23 protein-coding genes are annotated in these 18580 nt (G+C 47.4%); 12 read left to right on the forward strand and 11 right to left on the reverse strand.

Going from position 1 to position 18580, the window contains the following annotated elements; translation table 11 throughout:
* The first annotated feature begins 97 nt into the window (after window positions 1–97).
* Entirely contained in the window at window positions 98–943 is an 846-nt protein-coding gene (gene cysE / locus CWE08_RS00520; RefSeq protein WP_126764714.1) for a serine O-acetyltransferase, read from the forward strand.
* A complete protein-coding gene (gene cysK / locus CWE08_RS00525; RefSeq protein ID WP_198677022.1) occupies window positions 943–1926 on the forward strand; it encodes a cysteine synthase A in 984 nt (327 codons plus the stop codon). Before cysE ends, cysK begins: the two co-directional genes overlap by 1 nt.
* A gap of 152 nt (window positions 1927–2078) precedes the next feature.
* Here the strand turns inward: cysK and mnhG are convergent, their stop codons facing one another.
* From mnhG to CWE08_RS00560, 7 genes are read right to left on the reverse strand one after another with little or no spacing between them, the layout of a single operon-like run.
* Window positions 2079–2522: a monovalent cation/H(+) antiporter subunit G gene (gene mnhG / locus CWE08_RS00530; protein ID WP_126764715.1), complete on the reverse strand. Its 444-nt coding sequence runs from the start codon at window positions 2520–2522 to the stop codon at window positions 2079–2081.
* Window positions 2515–2784, reverse strand: a complete 270-nt coding sequence (locus CWE08_RS00535) for an MrpF/PhaF family protein (RefSeq protein WP_126764716.1) — start codon at window positions 2782–2784, stop codon at window positions 2515–2517. The genes mnhG and CWE08_RS00535 overlap by 8 nt, the downstream gene beginning before the upstream one ends.
* Window positions 2785–2816: 32 nt before the next feature.
* Window positions 2817–3290, reverse strand: a complete 474-nt coding sequence (locus CWE08_RS00540) for a Na+/H+ antiporter subunit E (RefSeq protein WP_126764717.1) — start codon at window positions 3288–3290, stop codon at window positions 2817–2819.
* Complete coding sequence (locus CWE08_RS00545; RefSeq protein ID WP_126764718.1) at window positions 3287–4795, reverse strand: Na+/H+ antiporter subunit D; 1509 nt, start codon at window positions 4793–4795, stop codon at window positions 3287–3289. Before CWE08_RS00545 ends, CWE08_RS00540 begins: the two co-directional genes overlap by 4 nt.
* Entirely contained in the window at window positions 4792–5139 is a 348-nt protein-coding gene (locus CWE08_RS00550; protein WP_126764719.1) for a Na+/H+ antiporter subunit C, read from the reverse strand. Before CWE08_RS00550 ends, CWE08_RS00545 begins: the two co-directional genes overlap by 4 nt.
* Window positions 5140–5149: 10 nt before the next feature.
* The gene (locus tag CWE08_RS00555; protein WP_126764720.1) at window positions 5150–5581 is read right to left on the reverse strand and encodes a Na+/H+ antiporter subunit B; all 432 of its coding nucleotides are present in this window, start codon (window positions 5579–5581) and stop codon (window positions 5150–5152) included.
* Window positions 5578–8148, reverse strand: coding sequence for a putative monovalent cation/H+ antiporter subunit A (locus tag CWE08_RS00560; RefSeq protein WP_126764721.1), 2571 nt, complete (start codon window positions 8146–8148; stop codon window positions 5578–5580). The genes CWE08_RS00555 and CWE08_RS00560 overlap by 4 nt, the downstream gene beginning before the upstream one ends.
* A gap of 253 nt (window positions 8149–8401) precedes the next feature.
* Here CWE08_RS00560 and CWE08_RS00565 point away from each other — a divergent pair, with 253 nt between their 5' ends.
* A complete protein-coding gene (locus CWE08_RS00565; protein ID WP_126764722.1) occupies window positions 8402–9268 on the forward strand; it encodes an ion transporter in 867 nt (288 codons plus the stop codon).
* Here CWE08_RS00565 and CWE08_RS00570 read toward each other — a convergent pair.
* The 4 genes from CWE08_RS00570 to flgA form a co-directional block, all read right to left on the reverse strand.
* On the reverse strand, window positions 9265–9882 hold the full coding sequence (locus CWE08_RS00570) for a hydrolase (protein ID WP_126764723.1): 618 nt from the start codon (window positions 9880–9882) through the stop codon (window positions 9265–9267). The genes CWE08_RS00565 and CWE08_RS00570 overlap by 4 nt on opposite strands.
* A 15-nt stretch (window positions 9883–9897) precedes the next feature.
* Window positions 9898–10347, reverse strand: coding sequence for a flagella synthesis protein FlgN (locus CWE08_RS00575; RefSeq protein WP_126764724.1), 450 nt, complete (start codon window positions 10345–10347; stop codon window positions 9898–9900).
* Between the two features lie 32 nt (window positions 10348–10379).
* On the reverse strand, window positions 10380–10658 hold the full coding sequence (flgM, locus tag CWE08_RS00580) for a flagellar biosynthesis anti-sigma factor FlgM (RefSeq protein ID WP_241973794.1): 279 nt from the start codon (window positions 10656–10658) through the stop codon (window positions 10380–10382).
* A 113-nt stretch (window positions 10659–10771) separates the two neighbouring features.
* Complete coding sequence (gene flgA, locus CWE08_RS00585) at window positions 10772–11509, reverse strand: flagellar basal body P-ring formation chaperone FlgA (protein ID WP_157981204.1); 738 nt, start codon at window positions 11507–11509, stop codon at window positions 10772–10774.
* A 465-nt stretch (window positions 11510–11974) separates the two neighbouring features.
* On the opposite strand from flgA, the gene flgB reads away from it, so the two are divergent.
* The 9 genes from flgB to CWE08_RS00630 all read left to right on the forward strand — a co-directional run bounded on the left by flgB (window position 11975) and on the right by CWE08_RS00630 (window position 18570).
* Window positions 11975–12385: a flagellar basal body rod protein FlgB gene (gene flgB, locus CWE08_RS00590; protein ID WP_126764726.1), complete on the forward strand. Its 411-nt coding sequence runs from the start codon at window positions 11975–11977 to the stop codon at window positions 12383–12385.
* 18 nt (window positions 12386–12403) lie between these two features.
* Complete coding sequence (flgC, locus tag CWE08_RS00595; RefSeq protein ID WP_126764727.1) at window positions 12404–12811, forward strand: flagellar basal body rod protein FlgC; 408 nt, start codon at window positions 12404–12406, stop codon at window positions 12809–12811.
* Window positions 12812–12815: 4 nt separating this feature from the next.
* Window positions 12816–13484, forward strand: a complete 669-nt coding sequence (locus CWE08_RS00600; RefSeq protein WP_126764728.1) for a flagellar hook assembly protein FlgD — start codon at window positions 12816–12818, stop codon at window positions 13482–13484.
* A 37-nt stretch (window positions 13485–13521) separates the two neighbouring features.
* Window positions 13522–14706 (forward strand): flagellar hook protein FlgE, encoded by a 1185-nt coding sequence (gene flgE, locus CWE08_RS00605; RefSeq protein WP_126764729.1) that lies wholly within the window; start codon window positions 13522–13524, stop codon window positions 14704–14706.
* 94 nt (window positions 14707–14800) lie between these two features.
* Window positions 14801–15544 carry a flagellar basal body rod protein FlgF gene (locus CWE08_RS00610; protein WP_126764730.1) on the forward strand — a complete coding sequence of 248 codons (744 nt, stop codon included), beginning with the start codon at window positions 14801–14803 and terminating at the stop codon, window positions 15542–15544.
* A gap of 26 nt (window positions 15545–15570) precedes the next feature.
* Window positions 15571–16353 carry a flagellar basal-body rod protein FlgG gene (gene flgG / locus CWE08_RS00615; protein ID WP_126764731.1) on the forward strand — a complete coding sequence of 261 codons (783 nt, stop codon included), beginning with the start codon at window positions 15571–15573 and terminating at the stop codon, window positions 16351–16353.
* Between the two features lie 80 nt (window positions 16354–16433).
* Window positions 16434–17120 (forward strand): flagellar basal body L-ring protein FlgH, encoded by a 687-nt coding sequence (locus CWE08_RS00620; protein WP_126764732.1) that lies wholly within the window; start codon window positions 16434–16436, stop codon window positions 17118–17120.
* 11 nt (window positions 17121–17131) lie between these two features.
* Window positions 17132–18235, forward strand: a complete 1104-nt coding sequence (locus tag CWE08_RS00625; protein ID WP_198677023.1) for a flagellar basal body P-ring protein FlgI — start codon at window positions 17132–17134, stop codon at window positions 18233–18235.
* The gene (locus CWE08_RS00630) at window positions 18235–18570 is read left to right on the forward strand and encodes a rod-binding protein (RefSeq protein WP_126764734.1); all 336 of its coding nucleotides are present in this window, start codon (window positions 18235–18237) and stop codon (window positions 18568–18570) included. The genes CWE08_RS00625 and CWE08_RS00630 overlap by 1 nt, the downstream gene beginning before the upstream one ends.
* Window positions 18571–18580 lie beyond the last annotated feature (10 nt).

Raw genomic sequence — 18580 nt, forward strand, 5'->3', positions numbered from 1 at the left:
CACTTGATAAACGTTATACTAGTAACCAAATTAGCATAAATGCTCCAATAGAAAAGTGGTTTTATTGGATTTGTAACCGAATAAGCGAGATTCGCCTATGTTATTCCGAGGCATTCGGGAAGATATTGCCAGTGTGTACCAGCGCGATCCGGCGGCGCGGCACTTTTTTGAAGTACTAACCAATTATCCGGGCCTCCATGCGATTTGGATTCATCGGATCAGCCATCGGTTGTGGCGTTGGCGCCTGCGCTGGCTTGCCCGTTGGATTTCAACTATTTCCCGTTGGTTTACGGGTGTGGAAATCCACCCAGGGGCGAAAATTGGCCGCCGTTTCTTTATCGACCACGGCATGGGTGTGGTGATTGGTGAAACGGCTGAAATTGGCGATGATTGTACGCTTTATCATGGCGTAACTTTGGGCGGTACCAGTTGGAAATCAGGCAAGCGCCATCCTACGCTCGCTAACGGCGTTGTGGTTGGTGCTGGCGCGAAAATTCTTGGGCCGCTACTAATCGGTGAAAATGCTCGCATAGGTTCAAATTCAGTAGTGGTTCGAGATGTGCCGGAGGGTGTTACGGTTGTTGGCATTCCCGGTCGAATTGTGGCGGGTGCAAAACCTAGTGCGGAAATCACCGCGCGCACCGAAAAAGATGATGCGCGGGAAGCCATCGCGAAAAAGTACGGTTTTGATGCTTACGCGGTGTCCAAAGATAATCCAGACCCGGTAGCTATGTCGATTGGCCGCATGCTAGATCATATGCACATGCTCGATAACCGCGTTGTGGAAATGTGTAAAGCCATCAATAGCATGGGCGGTAATGTGTGTAGTGATGTGCCAAAGATTGAATTAGAACATGAGGATTTCGTGCAGGCAGAACAAGAGGCTGCGAAAAGCCGCAATGATGTAAATCAAGAACAAACCAATAAGGTGGGTAAGAGGTAATGAGTATTCCAACCGTTTTTGACAACAATGCGGCAAGCATTGGTTTTACGCCGCTGGTAAAACTAAATCGAGTGCTTCCAGAGCACGCGGTAGCGAACGTTTATGCGAAAATTGAAAGCAGAAACCCGGCCGGAAGTGTTAAAGACCGTATTGGCTATGGCTTAATTTCTCAGGCCGAGCAAGATGGTTTGATCAGCCCAGGAAAAGTATTAATTGAGGCAACTTCGGGGAATACCGGTATTGCGCTTGCCTCGGTGGCTGCCGCTAAAGGCATTCCTATCACTATCGTAATGCCTCGCTCGGCAAGCCTTGAACGCCGGCAGTTAATGAAGGCGCTGGGTGCTGAAATTATCCTTACACCGGCGGATAAAGGTATGAAGGGCGCGCAGGCTAGAGTCGAGGCGTTGCTTGCTGAAGATCCGGATAAGTATGTGTATCTTCGGCAGTTTGAAAATCCGGCGAACCCAAATATCCACGAGGCGACAACAGGCCCCGAGGTATTCGCTAGCTTGCAAGGCGCGGTGGATGTTTTTGTGGCTGGTGTGGGTACTGGTGGCACGGTTACCGGTGTTGGCCGCTACTTCAAGAAACAGCAAAAAGCATTAGATATATGGGCAGTAGAATCAGCTGATTCGCCATTAATTGGGCAAACGTTAGCCGGTGAAACACTCACGCATACACCTCACAAAATCCAAGGTATTAGCGCAGGCTTTGTACCGAAAAACTTAGATTTAAGTCTACTAAAGGGTACTCAGCGCATTAGCAACGAAGAGGCCTTTAGTATGGCGCACCGAGTTATGCGCGAAGAGGGCATTTTGGCGGGTATCTCATCGGGTGCTGCGGTAGAGGCCGCATGCCGTTTGGCAGTGATGCCAGAATATGCAGGTAAAAATATCGTCGTCATTTTACCAAGCTCTGCCGAGCGCTATTTGAGCACACCTCTGTTCAAAGATATTTTCACCTCAGAAGAACTAGAGCCTTAAATTTTGAAAATTATTATGATTTAGCATCTGAGGCTTGCTTCTTCGGTTAAATCAAAAAGAAAAAGTGCGATATAAGTTACCTTATATCGCGCTTTTTTGGTTTCTATACGCTCACGCTTTCTAAAGATTTTTCAACGGCTGCACACTACGCTCTATTTCTTTGTCGTTACCCGAATCCGTGGCTTGTCTTTATTGCTCGCTCGCATACCTTTGAGTTCTTCTTCCGTTTCTAAACCACTGCGTAATCTGTGGGTATCGCTATCATATCGATTAAACAATTCGTCTTTCACGGTATTCACCCAAATCGGTACGCCTACGAAATAACCTGCTCGGCCGATAGCATGAGCGGCAATCGGGGCTGTCATTAGAATGAACAAGATAACCGCCATGGCCTTCGCCATAACTACCAAATCATTGAAATGCAGCATCGCGGCGATCATCATTAAAGCCACGCCTAACGCACCTGCTTTGGTGCTCGCATGCATGCGTGTCATCAGATCGGGTAAACGTAAGATGCCAATCGCAGCAAGCAACGTGAAGATACCGCTCGCAAGCATGAAGCCTGCGATAATCCAATTAATTAAAGTTTCAATCATCGCGCGGGCCTCCCCGTTCCAAAAAGCGTGCAAACCCGATAGCCGCTAAAAAGGCTGTAAGTGCTACTACAATAGCAACATCAATAAAGCTCGAACGATCGGTAAATATGGCGTAAGTACCGGTAATAGCAACAATTACTGTTGCTAATAACTCTAGCGCCACAACGCGATCGGGTAAGGTTGGCCCCATCAATAAGCGAATAAAGATCAGTATCATTGATAAGCTCAATAACCCGAATGTAATTAAAATAACTATTTCCACGTAGACACTTCTCCTCTGGATGATTCCAGAAACTATCGTAAGATTTCGAGAACTCGGCGTTCTAAATCCTTTAAGCTATCGCGAAGCTCTTGTTCGTTATCTAAAAACATCGCATGAATGAATAGAACCCGGCGGTCGTCGGACACGTCGAGGCTTAGAGTGCCCGGCGTTAACGATATTAAATTGGCCACCATGGTGATTTCTAACTCGGTTTTCGCTTCTAACGGGATTGCGATCACACCTGGCTTCATGTGCCAAACCGGTGTAATGATATCGAAAGCTACCGTTAAGTTAGCAACTACTAACTCTTTCACAAAAAAACCAATAAACTTTATCAGCCGCGGTAGCCGCCGGGTGTAACCGCGCAAAGATGGTATTTGCCGCTGCATTACGCCCAACACTAAGTAGCCAATAAACAAACCAAACAGCAGATTAATGCCACCCACATCACCTGTGAGTACAACCCAGGTAACGGCCAATAGCAGATTCCACATGAAGCCTATCATTGTGAACCTCCTAGTACCGCCTCAATGTAGCCTGCAGGATTCAATAATTGTGCGGCAGAATATTCAGCGAATTCATAAATTGGCTGCCCGTTTAAGCCGATAAAGAGCGTACAAATCGCAAGCAAGACCACAGGGATATAGAGCACTACGGTGGATGCCGATGTTCTACCTTCAGTGAGGGCTGTATCGTCGATACCTTTTGGCAATTTCTTCCAGAATACTTCGGCCCATATCTTAATCATTGAATACAGGGTTAGTAGACCAACCAGTAGTGCGATACCGGTGATTACGTATGCATTGGCTTCGATACCCGCGCGAATAATAATGAATTTCGCGAAGAACCCGGATAGTGGCGGAATACCCGCGAGTGAAAGCGCCGGTATTAAGAACAGCACGCTCAAGAAGGGTTTAGATTTATAAATTCCCCCAAGCTTTTTCAGATCATAGGTGCCTAACAATCGATGTGTAATACCACTGATCAGGAATAAATTCGTTTTCACAATGATGTGGTGCATGATGTAGAACACACCGCCAATCAACGCAAGGGGCGTGAATAACGCCAGCCCCAAAATCATATAACCAATTTGGCTAACAATATGGAACGAAAGGATGCGCCGGAATTCAAACTGAGCAGCGGCACCAAGCACACCGGTTAACATAGTGAGGCCGGCCATCCAGAGCAGAATTTCATGAGTGAAATCTACATTTTGGTTAAAAATAAGCGTAAATACACGGAAAAGCGCATATACGCCAACTTTAGTTAATAGCCCTGCGAATAGCGCTGAAACCGCTACTGGCCCGGTATGATACGAGGCCGGTAACCAGAAAAATAAAGGGAATGCTGCCGCTTTAATACCAAACGCGATTAGGAACATAACGGCAATTACATCAACTAACCCCGGATTTTCTGCTTGACCGAGTTTCACGGCAATATCGGCCATGTTCAACGTGCCAACTAAACCGTAAAGCAAGCCTATGGCGCTTAAGAATATTGCCGAAGAGAGCAAGTTGAGGGTTACATACTTAACCGCACCTTCCATCTGTGCGCGCTCACCGCCTAAAATTAGGAGCGCGAATGAGGCCACTAGCATCACTTCAAACCAAACGTATAGGTTAAAGATATCGCCAGTAAGGAAAGAGCCAGCAACACCAGCTAAAAGTAACTGCATCAGCGGGTAGTAGCCAAAGCGCTCATGGCTCGGTGATGCCGAGGATAACGAGAAGATAGCTATGGCTACCGCCATCATCCCGGTTAACACCACCATTATGGCACTGAGCATATCGGCCACTAAGGTGATACCGAAGGGCGCTTCCCAGTTCCCCATGTGCATCACTACATGGCCTTGGTTGTAAACACTCACCATAAGCCAAATGCTAGTGCCTAAAAGCGCAATGCTCCCAGCGAGCGACAAGGCGCGTTGAATCGCATTGTAACGCCAAAACATAACACACAATGCGCCGGTGAGCAGCGGGATAAGGATAGGTAAAGCAACTTCAAAACTCACGTATCGGTATCCTTCATCTGATCCAAGTTGTCGGTGCGCAGTATGTTATACGCCCGGTGAATAAGAACTACTGCAAACGCCAGCACGCCAAACGCGATCACAATCGCTGTGAGGATAAGCGCTTGCGGAAGCGGATCGGCAACAATACCATCAGGTACAATAGCGCCTTCTGGTATTAAGGGTGGTGCGCCTCGGGTCATGCCCGCAGAGGTGAATATCAATAAATTGGCAGCATTCGAGAGCAGCATTAAGCCGATTACGAGCTTAACAATACTACGCCGAAGCATCATGTAAATTGCTGCTGCATACATGAGGCCAACAGCAATGGCCATAATAGGTTCCATCTATGCCTCCTTAGCGCTCTTCAGCTTCCGTAAGTGCGATGACCATGGTCATCGTGGCACCCACAACGGTTAAATAAACGCCGATATCGAAAATCAGCGGTGTGGACAATTTGATTTCAGTACCACCGGGCAACATGATCGGCCACCATTGTGCGGTTAAAAAGGGCTGCCCTTGAAGTACCGCTGGAAATACCGAGAGCATGCCTATGAACAAACCGATACCAATCAGGTTTCGCGGGTCAACGCGCATCAAATCGCGGGTTACGGCGGCTCCAAATGTGAAGAGATATAAGGTGAATGCACCTGCCGCAACTAAGCCGGCAATAAATCCACCACCGGGCTCATTGTGGCCGCGCAGTAGCAAGAACACAGAAAATAAAAGCTGCAAAGGCACTAAAAAGCGCGCAGCAGTGTAGAGAATAATTGTGCCGGGTTTCATCATGATGGCTTACCCTCTTTTTCGTTCTCGTCGTTAGCGCTATTCGCACTGTCGTCTTGCGGGCGATCATTATCGTAGGAGCTAGTGTTCGCATCCTCACTTTCGTCATCATCGTCGTCATCGTCTTTAGCATTGCGGTTGTTCATCGCACCTGCTGCAATGATGTTTTGATCTTCCAGCATTTTTTGGTGAATCTCTTCCAAAGAATGAATGATATCTTTCTCTGCAAGTTTCTTTTCGGCCAAGATTAGGGTGCCCGCATAGTGGTTCGAGCCTGGTGCGGTATCTGGGTTAAATTTAATCATGGCGTAAACGCCCATAGCCGCGAGTGCTAATACGAATATCTCACCCAAGGTATCGAGTGCGCGGAAATCAACCAAAATTACATTTACAATGTTACGGCCTTGAGCAAGGGTGTAACTATTTTCTATTTGGTATGCCGAAATGGGCTCAAATAATTGCACATCGATGGTAATCATAATTAAGCACATGATAAGCGTGCCAACCAGCAAGGCTACTACAGCATCGCGGATACGCTCACGAGTAGTAGAAATATTTGAGAAGCTCGGTAATCGGAAGAGCACTAAAACCAAGAGAATAACCGTTAGAGTTTCCACCAGAATTTGCGTAATGCCTAAATCAGGCGCACTAAATAGGATAAAAATAAGTGCAACTGAGAAGCCAACAGCGCCCATCGCTGCAACAGAGCCCAAACGAGAGTGCGTAATACATGCGGCTATGGCGGCAGCCACAAGAATACTCACGGTAACCAATTCGTGGAAATACAGGTTAATATCCCAGTTCCAATGCAATTGATAGCGCGTGAGTAAGGTGTAGCCTGTGAGGCCAACAAATACGAGTACAATGGTGCGTAGGTAATTACGCATCGAACCGTTCTGTAGCCAGCGCGTTTGCCACTCTGCTACCCATACAATGGCATCCATAAACCAAAAGTAACCCCGTTCAGGCCCTCGGTTAATAATGGGATCGAGCACGGTTAGGCGTTGCCGGAATGCATCCCAGACTTTGTAGAGTATTAAACCTAAGGCAATGCTAATGCCGGAAAGCAGCAAAGGTAGGTTTAAGCCATGCCAGAGGGCAAGGTAGCCTTCAACCACATTTCCAGCAACTGCATTTGAGGCAGGCAAGGTTACCCATTGGCCAATGGTTCCGGGAATAATACCGGCTACCAGTGATAACAGCACTAACACCACCGGGCCTACCAGCATAGCTACAGGTGGTTCATGAATTTTGCTTTGTTCCTTTGGTGCTTTAAAGGCGCCAAAAAACGGCCGGAGGGCAATAACAGATGCCACGGTAACAACAAAAATCGAGGCCACCATAACGAATACATAAATAAAGCTGTGGAAGGCATCGCCGAGCATGGCTTCAAGCAGTAATTCTTTCGCCACGAAGCCGAATAAAGGGGGAATGCCCGCTAGCGAAAGAGCGGCTACTGCTACTAAAGTTGCGGTGAGCGGAAGATTCTTACGCAAACCACCAAGTGCGGTGACATCGCGGCTGCCGGCTTCGTGGTCCACGATACCCGCCAACATAAATAAGGCGCCCTTGTAGAGTGAATGCGCTAATAGATAGGCGGCAAACGCGATCATCGCGGTTTCCGTGCCGATACCAAGCAGCAAGGTTAAGGTGCCTAGCGCCATAATGGTGGAGTAGGCTAAGAGCTTTTTCAAATCAGTGCTGCGCACGGCCATAAATGCGCCGGTTAACATGGTCATGGCGCCAAAACTGCTGAGCAGTATTGTCCACAAACCGCTCTCACCAAGTTCCGGCTGTAATCGTGCTAATAAATAGATACCCGCTTTTACCATGGTTGCTGAGTGTAAGTAGGCACTCACTGGCGTAGGTGCGGCCATTGCATTAGGTAGCCAAAAGTGAAACGGGAATTGCGCTGATTTGGTGAAAGCGCCAAGCAAGAGACAGATTAACATGCCAACAAATAACGGATGCTCAGTGAGCGCCTCTGAGGTGCCTAAGATTTCTTGAATCGAATAGGAGCCGGCCATCGCGGCGAGCATAACCAAGCCAGCCAGCAAGGCTAGGCCACCGGCAACGGTAACAATTAAACCTTGCAGGGCAGCCTTGCGTGCTTCCGCTGATTGGTGGTTAAAACCAATCAACATATACGAAGTAATGCTTGTTAATTCCCAGAACACAAAGAGTGTGATGAGGTTATCAGCAAGAACCAAGCCTAACATCGACCCCATGAAGGCAAGTAAAATAACGAGGAAGCGATTTTGCGCTGGGTTACCCTTTAAGTAAGCGCCTGCATACAATGCAATAAAGGTACCGATACCACAGATGAGCAGCGCAAACATGAGCGATAGCCCATCGAGCACCATAGTGAAAGAAATATCTAACCCGGGTATCCACTGATATTCGTGGATCAAAATTTCGCCGCCGGCGATGAGCGGAATGTGAGTGGCAAACCAAATAGTGAGTGCAGCTGGCACCAAAGCCATCATGTAGGCTGTGCGATGTTGGTGTTGCACAAACAGCCAGGGTGTTAAAAGTGCTGCAAGGTATATCACCAGTACGGCAAGTTGCATGGTTTGTCCTCTCCAGCTGAACGATAAATCAAAGGGTTACCGCTTTCATAAGCAATAGAACCATGTAATCTAGCATAAATTAATAAAATGAGTGAAGTGAACTCGTCGGCTATTAACCGAATTTCATGTGTTTAGCCGTGTAAAAAACTGGTATCTTCGCTTGCTATTAAACGAACTTGGCCCAATATTCAGTTCACTCAAACTCCATATATTGATACCGATACATAACGGCGAATAAACGGAAAAAAGAAAAATGGAAAAGGCAAACTACAGTAAATGGCAATCAGGTTTTGTGCGTTTGCGCAGCAATAAAATTTTTGAACTTGTCGTTGTGGGCATCATTATATTTTCCGCTTTGGTTGTTGGCGCAAAAACCTTCGACGAAACCACTCGTTTCACCCGCATCATGGATTACCTAGATTTAGGGGTAACCATCTTTTTCGTGATTGAAATTGCAATCCGCATGCTTGCGGAGCGCCGGTTCTTGAATTTTTTTAAATCCGGCTGGAATATTTTTGATTTTGTGATTGTTGTTGCCAGCCTCATTCCCGTAGATGGCGGCCAGAGTGTTTTACTCGCGCGGCTATTGCGAGTATTCCGCGTACTACGCCTAGTTTCTATTGTGCCGGAATTGCGAATGCTCATGAATGCATTCTTAAAAGCGCTTCCGCGCATGGGTTATGTTGCTCTTTTCATGTTCATTATTTTCTATATTTACGGCGCTATTGGCAGCTTTATTTTTGGTGATATTAATCCTTTTTACTGGGAAAATATTACGGTTTCTATGCTCACTTTGTTTCGCGTGGCAACTTTTGAGAGCTGGACATCAATTATGTACGAAACCATGGAAGTGTATCCTTGGTCGTGGTTATTTTATGTGAGCTTCATTTTCTTAAGTGCGTTTATATTTTTGAACATGATGATTGGGGTGGTGCTTGAGGTGATGCAAAAGGAGAGTGCGGCTCATTCACTGGAAACCGGCGAGGGTGAAGCTGCGGATATTCATTGGATGCGAGAACATTTAGCAGATCTACAAACCCAGATTAGTGCAATTCACATGCACGTGGTGGCGAACGCCACTGCTGAAACTAGTGTGGATAAACAAAAATCGGAAGATTAGCGAATATAAGTTTTCGAAATGTGCCGGAAGGTATCGGTTCCGGCTCGTTCTAGCCATTCAAAAATCACCATTTCCGAGCTTACAACAATAGCCCCAGCGCGGCCTAAACGTGCGAGCGCTATGGCTTTATCTTGCGGGTTTCGTGAGCCGACGGCGTCTTCAACCACAAACACCTGGTAGCCTGCTGCCAATAAATCAAGCACGGTTTGCAACACACAAACATGGCTCTCGGTACCCATAACCACGATTTGTGAACGCTGTTGCTGTGCGAGAAAATCGGCGAATTCTGTTTCCCGAAAAGCACTGAAATGGATTTTTTCAAACAACGTTGTTTTTGCAACATGCGGTTGCAGCTGCTCCACGGTATGCCCTAAACCCTGAGGGTATTGCTCAGTAACTAACCTAGGTACATTTAATTCGGTGGCAACTTTGAGCAATCTATCTGCCGCATGCACGATATCTCGAGCCCGATCGATGGCCAGCGCTAAACGCCCCTGAATGTCAATGACGAGAAGGAGGCTGTGTTGCCGGGAGATAATTTGTGGGTTCGGTATTTGCTCAGAGCTTGTTTGTGCCTTGCTGCTTAAGTGTTGAGGGTTCTTGGCATTGCTCATTGGACACTACTCCTTTTAAGCTTTTGAACTAACTCTCGGCATGCTTTTATTCGATTGTCCATCAGGACCATATAAATTTGTACCGGCAGCATCGCGCAAAATATTGAGCATTTGCTGATTATGCTGCAACCGATGTTGAATCAAATCGCCATTCAGCGCATTAAGGTGAGCGACCGTTTCGGTAGCAGTAATAAGTTGTTGCCACAATTCGCCGCAATTTGAATCTAAAGCAGCTTGCTTGGAACCTTCGCTGTTTAGCGGGTAACCCAAACGATCTTGCGCTTTTCGGCGTTTTAGTTCTGATTCTTCTAAATCTGCGAAAAGCTTTTGTTTTTCTTTAGCTAGGGCTTCTAAAGCGGCACCATCAACTTTGCCTTCGCCCAACAGAGCCTGCTCGGTCTTGAGCAAGGCTTCCATGGTATGCATGCGTTCTAGCTGATGGTGCAAATGATTTTGTAGGCTCATTGGTGAGTTCGGAATTCCAATATGATGGGGTTTTAGTTATCGAGAAGCTCCCGAACACTATCGATAAGGCCATCCGCAATTTTATCCGCGCGAATATCGAGCTTGCCATCGCGAATTGCTTCCTTGAGTTCGTTTACCCGAGCCATATCAATATCTTGGCTGGTATTCTCTAACTCAGGGCTAAAATGCGTAACGGCGGCTGGTGTTTCTGCAGCTGCATTTGTATTACCTGCACTGGAAGATTTCCCAGTTGATTTGCTTTGCTCGCTACTTGGAGTAACGGGTAAAGGCTGCATGCCATTGATTTTCAAAACATTCACCTCGGTATATTTGCGCCTGCAAAGATTATCGGCAGAACATAATAAAACTTTAGCAAATTAATGCTTAAAAAGCAGCCAAAAGCGCATTGATTTCGCGCACTTTACTAAAACGCCAAGGTTACTCGGCCAGGGCCAATTATTTTTGCATCGATGAGTTGCCGATTACGTTGATCACCTGTGTTGATTCGAATCCTAATGGTTTCGTTCAGGCCCCCGCTATCCACCGCAACTCCCTCTCGCTCTATTTGAAACCCTGCACCCTCGGCAATGATTTTCACCGCATCACCGCGGCTGATAATCTCAGCCGCTTGTACCATAGTTGCATAAATCGGTTGCCCAGCCCGAAGATTTCGCCGCACTACTTGCCCCTCTAATGCGGTAGTTTCCGTTACCGGCGCTTGCCGCATTCGGCCAAGATCGCCTTGGGCTGTGGTCAGCATGGTTGCCGTTAGAATTGTTCCCGAGGGGATATCCGCTTTAGGCACAAGGAAGCTGCTTATTAGCGATACTTGCGCTTGCACATAACGTACTTGGTTGCCCTGAGCCCCGCAACGCACACCAACCGATACACGGCCAGCTACTTCTTGGTTTGCATTAGGGAAAAAAGGTTGTGGGTTTTCACACTCACCGAAGTAAGTGCTACCTGCAAAAACTTCGATAGCAATCTCTGATTCGTTTGTATTTCTTTGCTGCACCTGTTGATACAGAAAATTCTCAACCGCATGAGTAACTTGCTCGTTATTGCTTTTGCTATCCGCCAATGCGGCATTTCCGAGCCCTAACGCACATGCAGTGATAGTGATGAGAGCGATCATAAGCGCTTTTTTTACAATAGCTTGCATCAGATGTTCAGTTCCCATTTGGCTACGATATCGATGGCTGCTGGATTGCCTCTTGATTGCGTTGTAAAGGCGATTAATCGCCATTATAAGCCTGCCAATGAGCGGTGAACCGCAGAAATAAGCGAAAAAAACAGCTTTTTTCTAGCATTTGCCTCGACAAATATCATCGTAGTCTTAATCCTGCGAAGTTCTCCGAATATCGGCCTGTACAATAAATAGGCAGGTATGAAATAGCCAGGCATGAAATAGCCAGGCATGAAATAGCCAGGCATGAATTAACTCGGAATGGCTTGAATTATTGCTCGATGAGGAATTGTTCGGTGAGGAATAGCTCGGCGGGGAATAGCTCGGTGAGAAATGGCCAGTTGGGTAGTTACAGGTGCGGAGAATGGGAACACTAAAATTAAGAATGGGTTCGTAACCAAGCGCTAGGTGCGCAATGTTATTGCCATTAAGGGTAGCACCATGATCGATAAACTAACCGGAACATTGCAGTTTAACCAGCAAGCGTTGAGCCTTCGTGATCAACGCCAGCAGGTATTAGCTAACAATATTGCGAATGCAGATACGCCAAATTTCAAAGCGCGTGATTTCGATTTCGCCAGTGAGTTGCGCAAAGCCACCGCACAAACCGGGCCACAGCAAACAGTTCTTGCCCGCACTGCGCCTGGCCATATCGGTGGTAGTGGTTCTAGTTCGGCTTCGGTGGATAACTTGCAGTATCGGATTCCAGCGCAATCACGGCTCGATGGTAATACCGTGGATATGGACGCTGAACGCAGTAAATTCTTGGATAACTCAGTGCGCTATCAGGCTGAGCTCACTTTTGTAAACAGCCGAATTAAAGGGTTGCGTTCGGCGATGCAGCCAGAATAAGAAACGAGGTTCTGAAATATGAGTATGTTCAGCATTTTTGATATTTCCGGTTCGGCGTTAACAGCGCAATCGCAGCGAATGAACGTTGCGGCCAGCAATATGGCCAATGCCGATAGTGTAAGCGGGCCCGATGGCTTGCCTTACCGTGCCAAACAAGTGGTATTTGAAAGCAAACTTGCTAATGGGCAAGGTGCTGGTGGCGTGCAAGTGCGCGAAGTAATTGAGGAGCAAACGCCGGGGCGCCTTGAATATCGACCAGGCCATCCACTCGCGAATGGCGATGGTTATGTGCAAATGCCAAATGTGGATCCCATTGCAGAAATGGTGAACATGATTTCTGCATCACGTTCATATCAGGCGAACGTGGAAGTGATGAATACGAGCAAGCAATTAATAATGCGCACACTGAGCATTGGAGAGGGATAAGCCCATGAACACCATTGATCAAACGGTATTAAACACCGTGAACGGGCAGGGGCCGGGCGCTCAAGCAAATAGCGCAGAAATGCGCGAAAACTTCATGACCTTGCTAGTGGCCCAGTTAAAAAACCAAGATCCATTGAATCCAATGGAAAATGCGGAAATGACATCTCAGCTGGCACAAATTAATACGGTAAGTGGTATTGAGCAATTAAATGACACCATGACTGGCATTAACGGCCAAATTGAACAAGGTAAATTCATGCAGGCCACTGCACTAATTGGCAAAGCGGTGTTAGTGCCGGGTGAGCGTGTTTTGGTGGGTGAAGGCGTGCCTACGCCCTTTGCCATGGAATTTAATCGCCCCGCCGATAGTGTGAAAGTGAATATTTTAGATGGTGCCGGCCAAGTGGTGCGAACCTTGGATATGGGCAAAATAAATGCTGGCATGCATACCGTAGAGTGGGATGGCAAATTAACCGATGGCTCTGTAGCGCCGGATGGTGCTTACCGGTTCCAAGTTGAGGCTACCAATGCGGATGGCCGCAATGTGCCAAGTGAAGTTTTTAATTACGCCCAAGTATTTGCAGTAAGTACTGGCCACCCGGATGGACCGCGTTTGGACCTCGGTGGCATTTTTGAACCTGTTCGACTTGAAGATATACGCCAGGTTGTCTGATTTTTCAGCGCCTTTGCTTTAATCCAGGAGATTAATTATGAGTTTTTCACAAGCACTAAGTGGCCTGCGCGCCGCAGCCGATAACCTCGGCGTTGTAGGTAACAACATTGCCAACGCGCAAACCGTCGGTTTTAAGAGTTCAGGTATTCAATTTTCCGATGTATATGCGGATTCTCAAGGTGGCTTGGGTACTCGTGTGGCGGCAATTGTTCAGAACTTTAATGAAGGCAACTTGGAAACCACAAACCGTTCGTTAGATCTAGCGATTACCGGTAACGGCTTTTTCCGTTTCACGCAAAATAACGAAGTTATGTATTCGCGTAACGGCCAGCTTACCATGACCAACGAGGGTTTCCTCGTAAATGCTTCTGGCGCGCGCCTTACCGGTTATCCGGCTGATTCAGCTGTAGGCACACAGCCTGAGCAGTTACGTGTACCTTCAGGCGGATTGCAGGCTCAGCAAACTAACGAAATTCTTGCCAGTTTCAATATGGATGCACGGGCTGAGATTATTGATCCTGCTGCTACGCCATTCGATATTAACGACCCAGATACCTATCACTATGCCAACACAGTAACCATTTACGATTCACTGGGTAACAGCTCCAGTGCGCAAATGTATTTTACTAAAGTGGCTGATAATGAGTGGCAAGTTCGCTTAGCTCGTGATGGCGAAGTAGCGCCAGAAGTTGGCACGATGGAATTTGATTCAAACGGTATTTTAGCAACCACAAACGGATTGGATAATTACACTTTTAATCCAGGTGGCGGTGCCGAACAGATGAACGTGGCGATGACAGTAACCGGTACTACTCAGTTTGCGAATGAGTTTGAGCTAAATAACTTACAGCAAGATGGCTACACCTCAGGCACCTTGGTGCGTGTTGCGATTGAAGAAGATGGCAGCATTGTAGGCACTTACACCAACGAACAAAGCCAAGTGTTGGGTACCGTTGCCCTTGCATCGTTCCGAAATATGGAGGGCTTGCGCGCAGTTGGTGATAACTCATGGTTAGAAACACCTGATTCTGGCCCTGCAATTATTGGTTTGGCGGGTGAAGGCCAATTTGGAACCATCGCTTCTGGTGTTGTTGAGCAATCGAACGTTGATTTAACGCAAGAGCTAGTAGCTTTGATTATGGCGCAGCGTAATTATCAAGCGAATGCGCAAAGCATAAAAACCCAAGATGAAGTGCTGCAGGCTACAGTAAATCTCCGTTAAGCAAATAACGGTTGAGAAGCTTGCGAAAGCGTTCATCGGGTAAAAAAAGCAGTGAATGAACATAGTTAATGAAGGTAGTTAAGGAGCTCGGATAATGGATCCAATGATTTACACAGCCATGGGCGGAGCGAAACAAACGCTGGATGACCAAGGTGTGATTAATCACAACTTGGCGAATGTATCGACCAGCGGTTTTCGTGCCCAACTCAGTGCTGTTCGATCTGTTCCCATTGAGGGGCCGGGCGCCTTAGCTACGCGCACCACGGCAGTGGCTTCCACTCCTATGTTTGATGCAACAAGCGGGCCTATCAACGCAACCGGCCGGCCACTGGATATCGCCTTGGGTGATGATCATTGGTTCGCAGTACAGGGTGCTGATGGAAACGAAGCTTACACACGCCGGGGTGATCTCAATGTGGATGCCAACGGCGTTTTAATGAGCGCGGGACGCCCTCTATTGGGCGATGGTGGCCCCATTGTGATTCCTTTGGGCGCCGAAATTACCATTGGTGCCGATGGCACTATCACGATGAAAGCTGAAGGTGCCCGCTCAACAGAATTGGCCGAAATTGACCGCATTAAAGTGGTAAACGCCGAGGCTGAGCAATTAGAGCGGGGCCTTGATGGATTATTTCGAGCCACTGATGGTGGTTTATTAGGCCGTGATGAGAATGCGAAAATTGCCACCGGAGCGCTTGAAGGCAGCAATGTAAGCGCTGTAGAAGCTATGGTGGCGATGATAAGTAACCAACGCAAATTCGATATGCAGATGAAAGTTATTACCAGTGCTGATGAAAATGCTCAGCGCGCTAATAGCCTGCTTTCCGTGCAAGGCTAATTCGTAAACACGAATGGAGATAGAACATGATTAAATCACTTTGGACTGGGAAAACAGGCCTTGAAGCGCAGCAGTTTCAAATGGACGTTATCACCAATAACTTGGCCAACGTAAACACCACAGGTTTCAAACAATCCCGCGCGGTATTTGAAGATTTGCTTTATCAAAACATGCGCCAACCTGGCGCTATGAATAACGCTCAAGATCGCTTGCCCTCAGGGTTGCAAGTGGGCACAGGTGTGCGTGCCGTAGCCACTGAGCGTTTGCATACTCAAGGTGGATTGGTAGCAACCGAAAATTCTCGAAACTTAGCCATTAATGGCAAAGGCTTTTTTCAGGTGTTGATGCCTGATGGCGAAGTGGCTTTCACGCGTGATGGTAGCTTTCAGTTGAATGAAAATGGGCAAATGGTAACAGCGAGCGGCTATCCCTTAGAACCTGGGATTTTTATTCCAGCGAACGCTCTGAGTGTCACGATTGGCGAAGATGGTATCGTTTCTGTTACGCAACCGAGCAACCCACAGCCCACTGAAGTTGGGCAGATCACGCTGGCAACTTTCATGAACGATACTGGCCTTGAATCGGTTGGCGGTAATTTGTATCGAGAAACGGCTTCCTCTGGCCCACGCAACGAATACAGCCCCGGTGATAACGGTACAGGCCGGTTATTCCAAGGGTATGTGGAAACTTCGAATGTGAATGTGGTGGAAGAAATGGTGAATATGATTCAAACCCAGCGTGCTTACGAAATTAATAGCCGAGCGTTGCGCACCAGCGATGAAATGTTATCGCGTTTAACCCAGTTGTAATTTGAGTTTTAGTTTACCGAGTTGTGATTCATTCATTCATACATTCATGCGTGCAATAGCAAAATGTTTAGGAGCCAGTGATGTTTAACGTAACCCATAAACGAGCGATGAAAGCCATAGGTATTACATTGGCTGCCTTTGGGTTAGTGGCATGTTCATCAGCACCTAAGCCTATTGTGGTAACACAACCGGAGCCCATTGTAATGCCGGAACGCGGTGCGATTCAGGCCAACGGCTCGATTTTTCAAGCGCAGCGCGGCTATGCACCGCTATTTGAAGATCGGCGCCCGCGCATGGTTGGCGATATCCTCACCATTTTGGTGGAGGAACAAGTGAGTGCATCGAAAAGTAATCAAACCAATACATCGCGCGCAAGTAATATGGGTGTAGATCTCGAACAACTCCCCGATTTCTTAGATTCTTTGGCCGATTTAGGCCTCGATGTGAGCTCGGTAAGTGATTTCAACGGCCAAGGTTCAGCAAGTGCTAACAATACCTTTCAAGGCACCATCACCGTTCAGGTGTTGGAAGTGATGCTGAATGGCAATTTGAGAGTGCGTGGGGAAAAGCAAATAGCGATTAATAGTGGTGCTGAATATATTCGATTTTCCGGCATTGTGAATCCTCGTTCGGTAACCGGGCAAAGCACCGTGCTTTCGAGCCAAGTGGCCGAAGCTCGAATCGAATATATCGGTGATGGTTATATCCACACCGCACAGCGCATGGGCTGGTTCCAGCGCTTCTTCAATTGGGCGAACCCAATGTAATGGTGGCGAATATGAAAAAACTTTTTAGCTCTATCGTTATTGTTATTGCCCTTGTGGTTAGTTCTCCCGCACACGCTGAACGGTTAAAAGATTTAGCCGAGTTTGCTGGCGTGCGCGATAACGTACTCGTGGGTTATGGTTTAGTCGTTGGCCTTGATGGCACAGGCGATCAAACCACCCAAGCACCTTTTACCGGACAAAGCTTAACCAATATGCTCTCCCAGCTTGGGGTTACCATTCCTGCCGGCACCAATATGCAGTTGCGAAATGTGGCCGCAGTAATGGTAACCGCAGATTTACCACCATTTTCAATGCAGGGGCAACGCTTAGATATAACGGTGTCTTCTGTGGGTAATGCACGCAGCTTACGTGGTGGAACACTCCTCATGACCCCATTGCGCGGCGCTGATGGTGAAATTTACGCCATTGCTCAAGGTAATTTGCTCATCGGTGGTGTGAGTGCTGAAAGTGGCGGTAGCCAGCAAAGTATTAATCATCAAGCGGCTGGGCGAATTGCTCGCGGCGCTATTGTAGAGAGAGAAGTGGCACTTACTATGGGTGCCAACCAAGGTGAATTGGAATTGCACTTGAAGCAAGCCGATTTCAGCACAGCGGAACGCGTAGTTACTCGTATTAATGAGGAATTTGGCAACTTTGTGGCCGAGGCAGTAAACGGCCGTGTGATTCGTTTGTTTGGCCCGCAAAATGATAACGAGCGGGTGCGTTTTATGGCTCGGGTAGAAAACATCGAAGTTGATCCAGCGGTTGGCCGGGCTCGAGTTGTTCTCAACGCGCGAACAGGTTCGGTGGTTATGAATGGCAATGTGCGGTTAACGCAAGCGGCTGTTGCTCACGGAAACCTCTCGGTATCCATAGATACTCGGCAACGGGTGAGCCAACCAGCACCGTTTTCTCAAGGCGAAACGGTGGTAACAACAGATACTGACATTCAAATCACGCAAGAGGCAGGAACACTGAATCTTGTAGAAGGTGTTGATTTAATGGAAGTGGTAAATGCATTGAATGCGTTAGGCGCAAGCCCAGCCGACCTAATGGCGATTCTTGAAGCATTGAAAGCATCGGGATCACTGCGCGCAGAACTGGAGATAATTTAATGAACGACACATTTTCAACCCAGTTACTGCAAACCAATCAAGCTAGAATGGCGCTTGACGTACAAGGTTTAAATGAGATTAAAGCCAATAATCGTGTGGATGGTGAAGCGGGCCTGCGGCAGGCTGCTGAGCAATTCGAAGCAGTATTTTTGAATATGATGATGCAAAGCATGCGCGAGGCCACCGGCAAATCAGAATTGTTCGATTCGCCGCAAACTCAGCAAATGCAAAGTATGTATGATCAACAGCTCACCCAACATTTAGCTACTCGCGGCATTGGCCTTGCTGATCAGCTGGTGCAGCAGCTGCAACAAACTCCGGCAAAAAAGCCCTAGTTCCTCTTAA

Origin of the sequence: Aliidiomarina iranensis (assembly GCF_003987135.1) — a bacterium.
Taxonomy (GTDB): Bacteria; Pseudomonadota; Gammaproteobacteria; order Enterobacterales; family Alteromonadaceae; genus Aliidiomarina; species Aliidiomarina iranensis.

Bases quoted from the DNA above. Each gene is read 5' to 3' on its own strand.
- flgC (WP_126764727.1), top strand. From the start codon at position 12,404: ATGAGTATGTTCAGCATTTTTGATATTTCCGGTTCGGCGTTAACAGCG.
- CWE08_RS00550 (WP_126764719.1), bottom strand. From the start codon at position 5,139: ATGGAACCTATTATGGCCATTGCTGTTGGCCTCATGTATGCAGCAGCA.
- mnhG (WP_126764715.1), bottom strand. From the start codon at position 2,522: ATGATTGAAACTTTAATTAATTGGATTATCGCAGGCTTCATGCTTGCG.
- CWE08_RS00555 (WP_126764720.1), bottom strand. From the start codon at position 5,581: ATGATGAAACCCGGCACAATTATTCTCTACACTGCTGCGCGCTTTTTA.
- CWE08_RS00560 (WP_126764721.1), bottom strand. From the start codon at position 8,148: ATGCAACTTGCCGTACTGGTGATATACCTTGCAGCACTTTTAACACCC.
- CWE08_RS00625 (WP_198677023.1), top strand. From the start codon at position 17,132: ATGAAAAAACTTTTTAGCTCTATCGTTATTGTTATTGCCCTTGTGGTT.
- cysK (WP_198677022.1), top strand. From the start codon at position 943: ATGAGTATTCCAACCGTTTTTGACAACAATGCGGCAAGCATTGGTTTT.
- cysE (WP_126764714.1), top strand. From the start codon at position 98: ATGTTATTCCGAGGCATTCGGGAAGATATTGCCAGTGTGTACCAGCGC.
- CWE08_RS00620 (WP_126764732.1), top strand. From the start codon at position 16,434: ATGTTTAACGTAACCCATAAACGAGCGATGAAAGCCATAGGTATTACA.
- CWE08_RS00565 (WP_126764722.1), top strand. From the start codon at position 8,402: ATGGAAAAGGCAAACTACAGTAAATGGCAATCAGGTTTTGTGCGTTTG.
- flgE (WP_126764729.1), top strand. From the start codon at position 13,522: ATGAGTTTTTCACAAGCACTAAGTGGCCTGCGCGCCGCAGCCGATAAC.
- CWE08_RS00570 (WP_126764723.1), bottom strand. From the start codon at position 9,882: ATGAGCAATGCCAAGAACCCTCAACACTTAAGCAGCAAGGCACAAACA.
- CWE08_RS00610 (WP_126764730.1), top strand. From the start codon at position 14,801: ATGGATCCAATGATTTACACAGCCATGGGCGGAGCGAAACAAACGCTG.
- CWE08_RS00630 (WP_126764734.1), top strand. From the start codon at position 18,235: ATGAACGACACATTTTCAACCCAGTTACTGCAAACCAATCAAGCTAGA.
- CWE08_RS00575 (WP_126764724.1), bottom strand. From the start codon at position 10,347: ATGAGCCTACAAAATCATTTGCACCATCAGCTAGAACGCATGCATACC.
- CWE08_RS00540 (WP_126764717.1), bottom strand. From the start codon at position 3,290: ATGATAGGCTTCATGTGGAATCTGCTATTGGCCGTTACCTGGGTTGTA.
- flgG (WP_126764731.1), top strand. From the start codon at position 15,571: ATGATTAAATCACTTTGGACTGGGAAAACAGGCCTTGAAGCGCAGCAG.
- flgB (WP_126764726.1), top strand. From the start codon at position 11,975: ATGATCGATAAACTAACCGGAACATTGCAGTTTAACCAGCAAGCGTTG.
- flgA (WP_157981204.1), bottom strand. From the start codon at position 11,509: ATGCAAGCTATTGTAAAAAAAGCGCTTATGATCGCTCTCATCACTATC.
- CWE08_RS00600 (WP_126764728.1), top strand. From the start codon at position 12,816: ATGAACACCATTGATCAAACGGTATTAAACACCGTGAACGGGCAGGGG.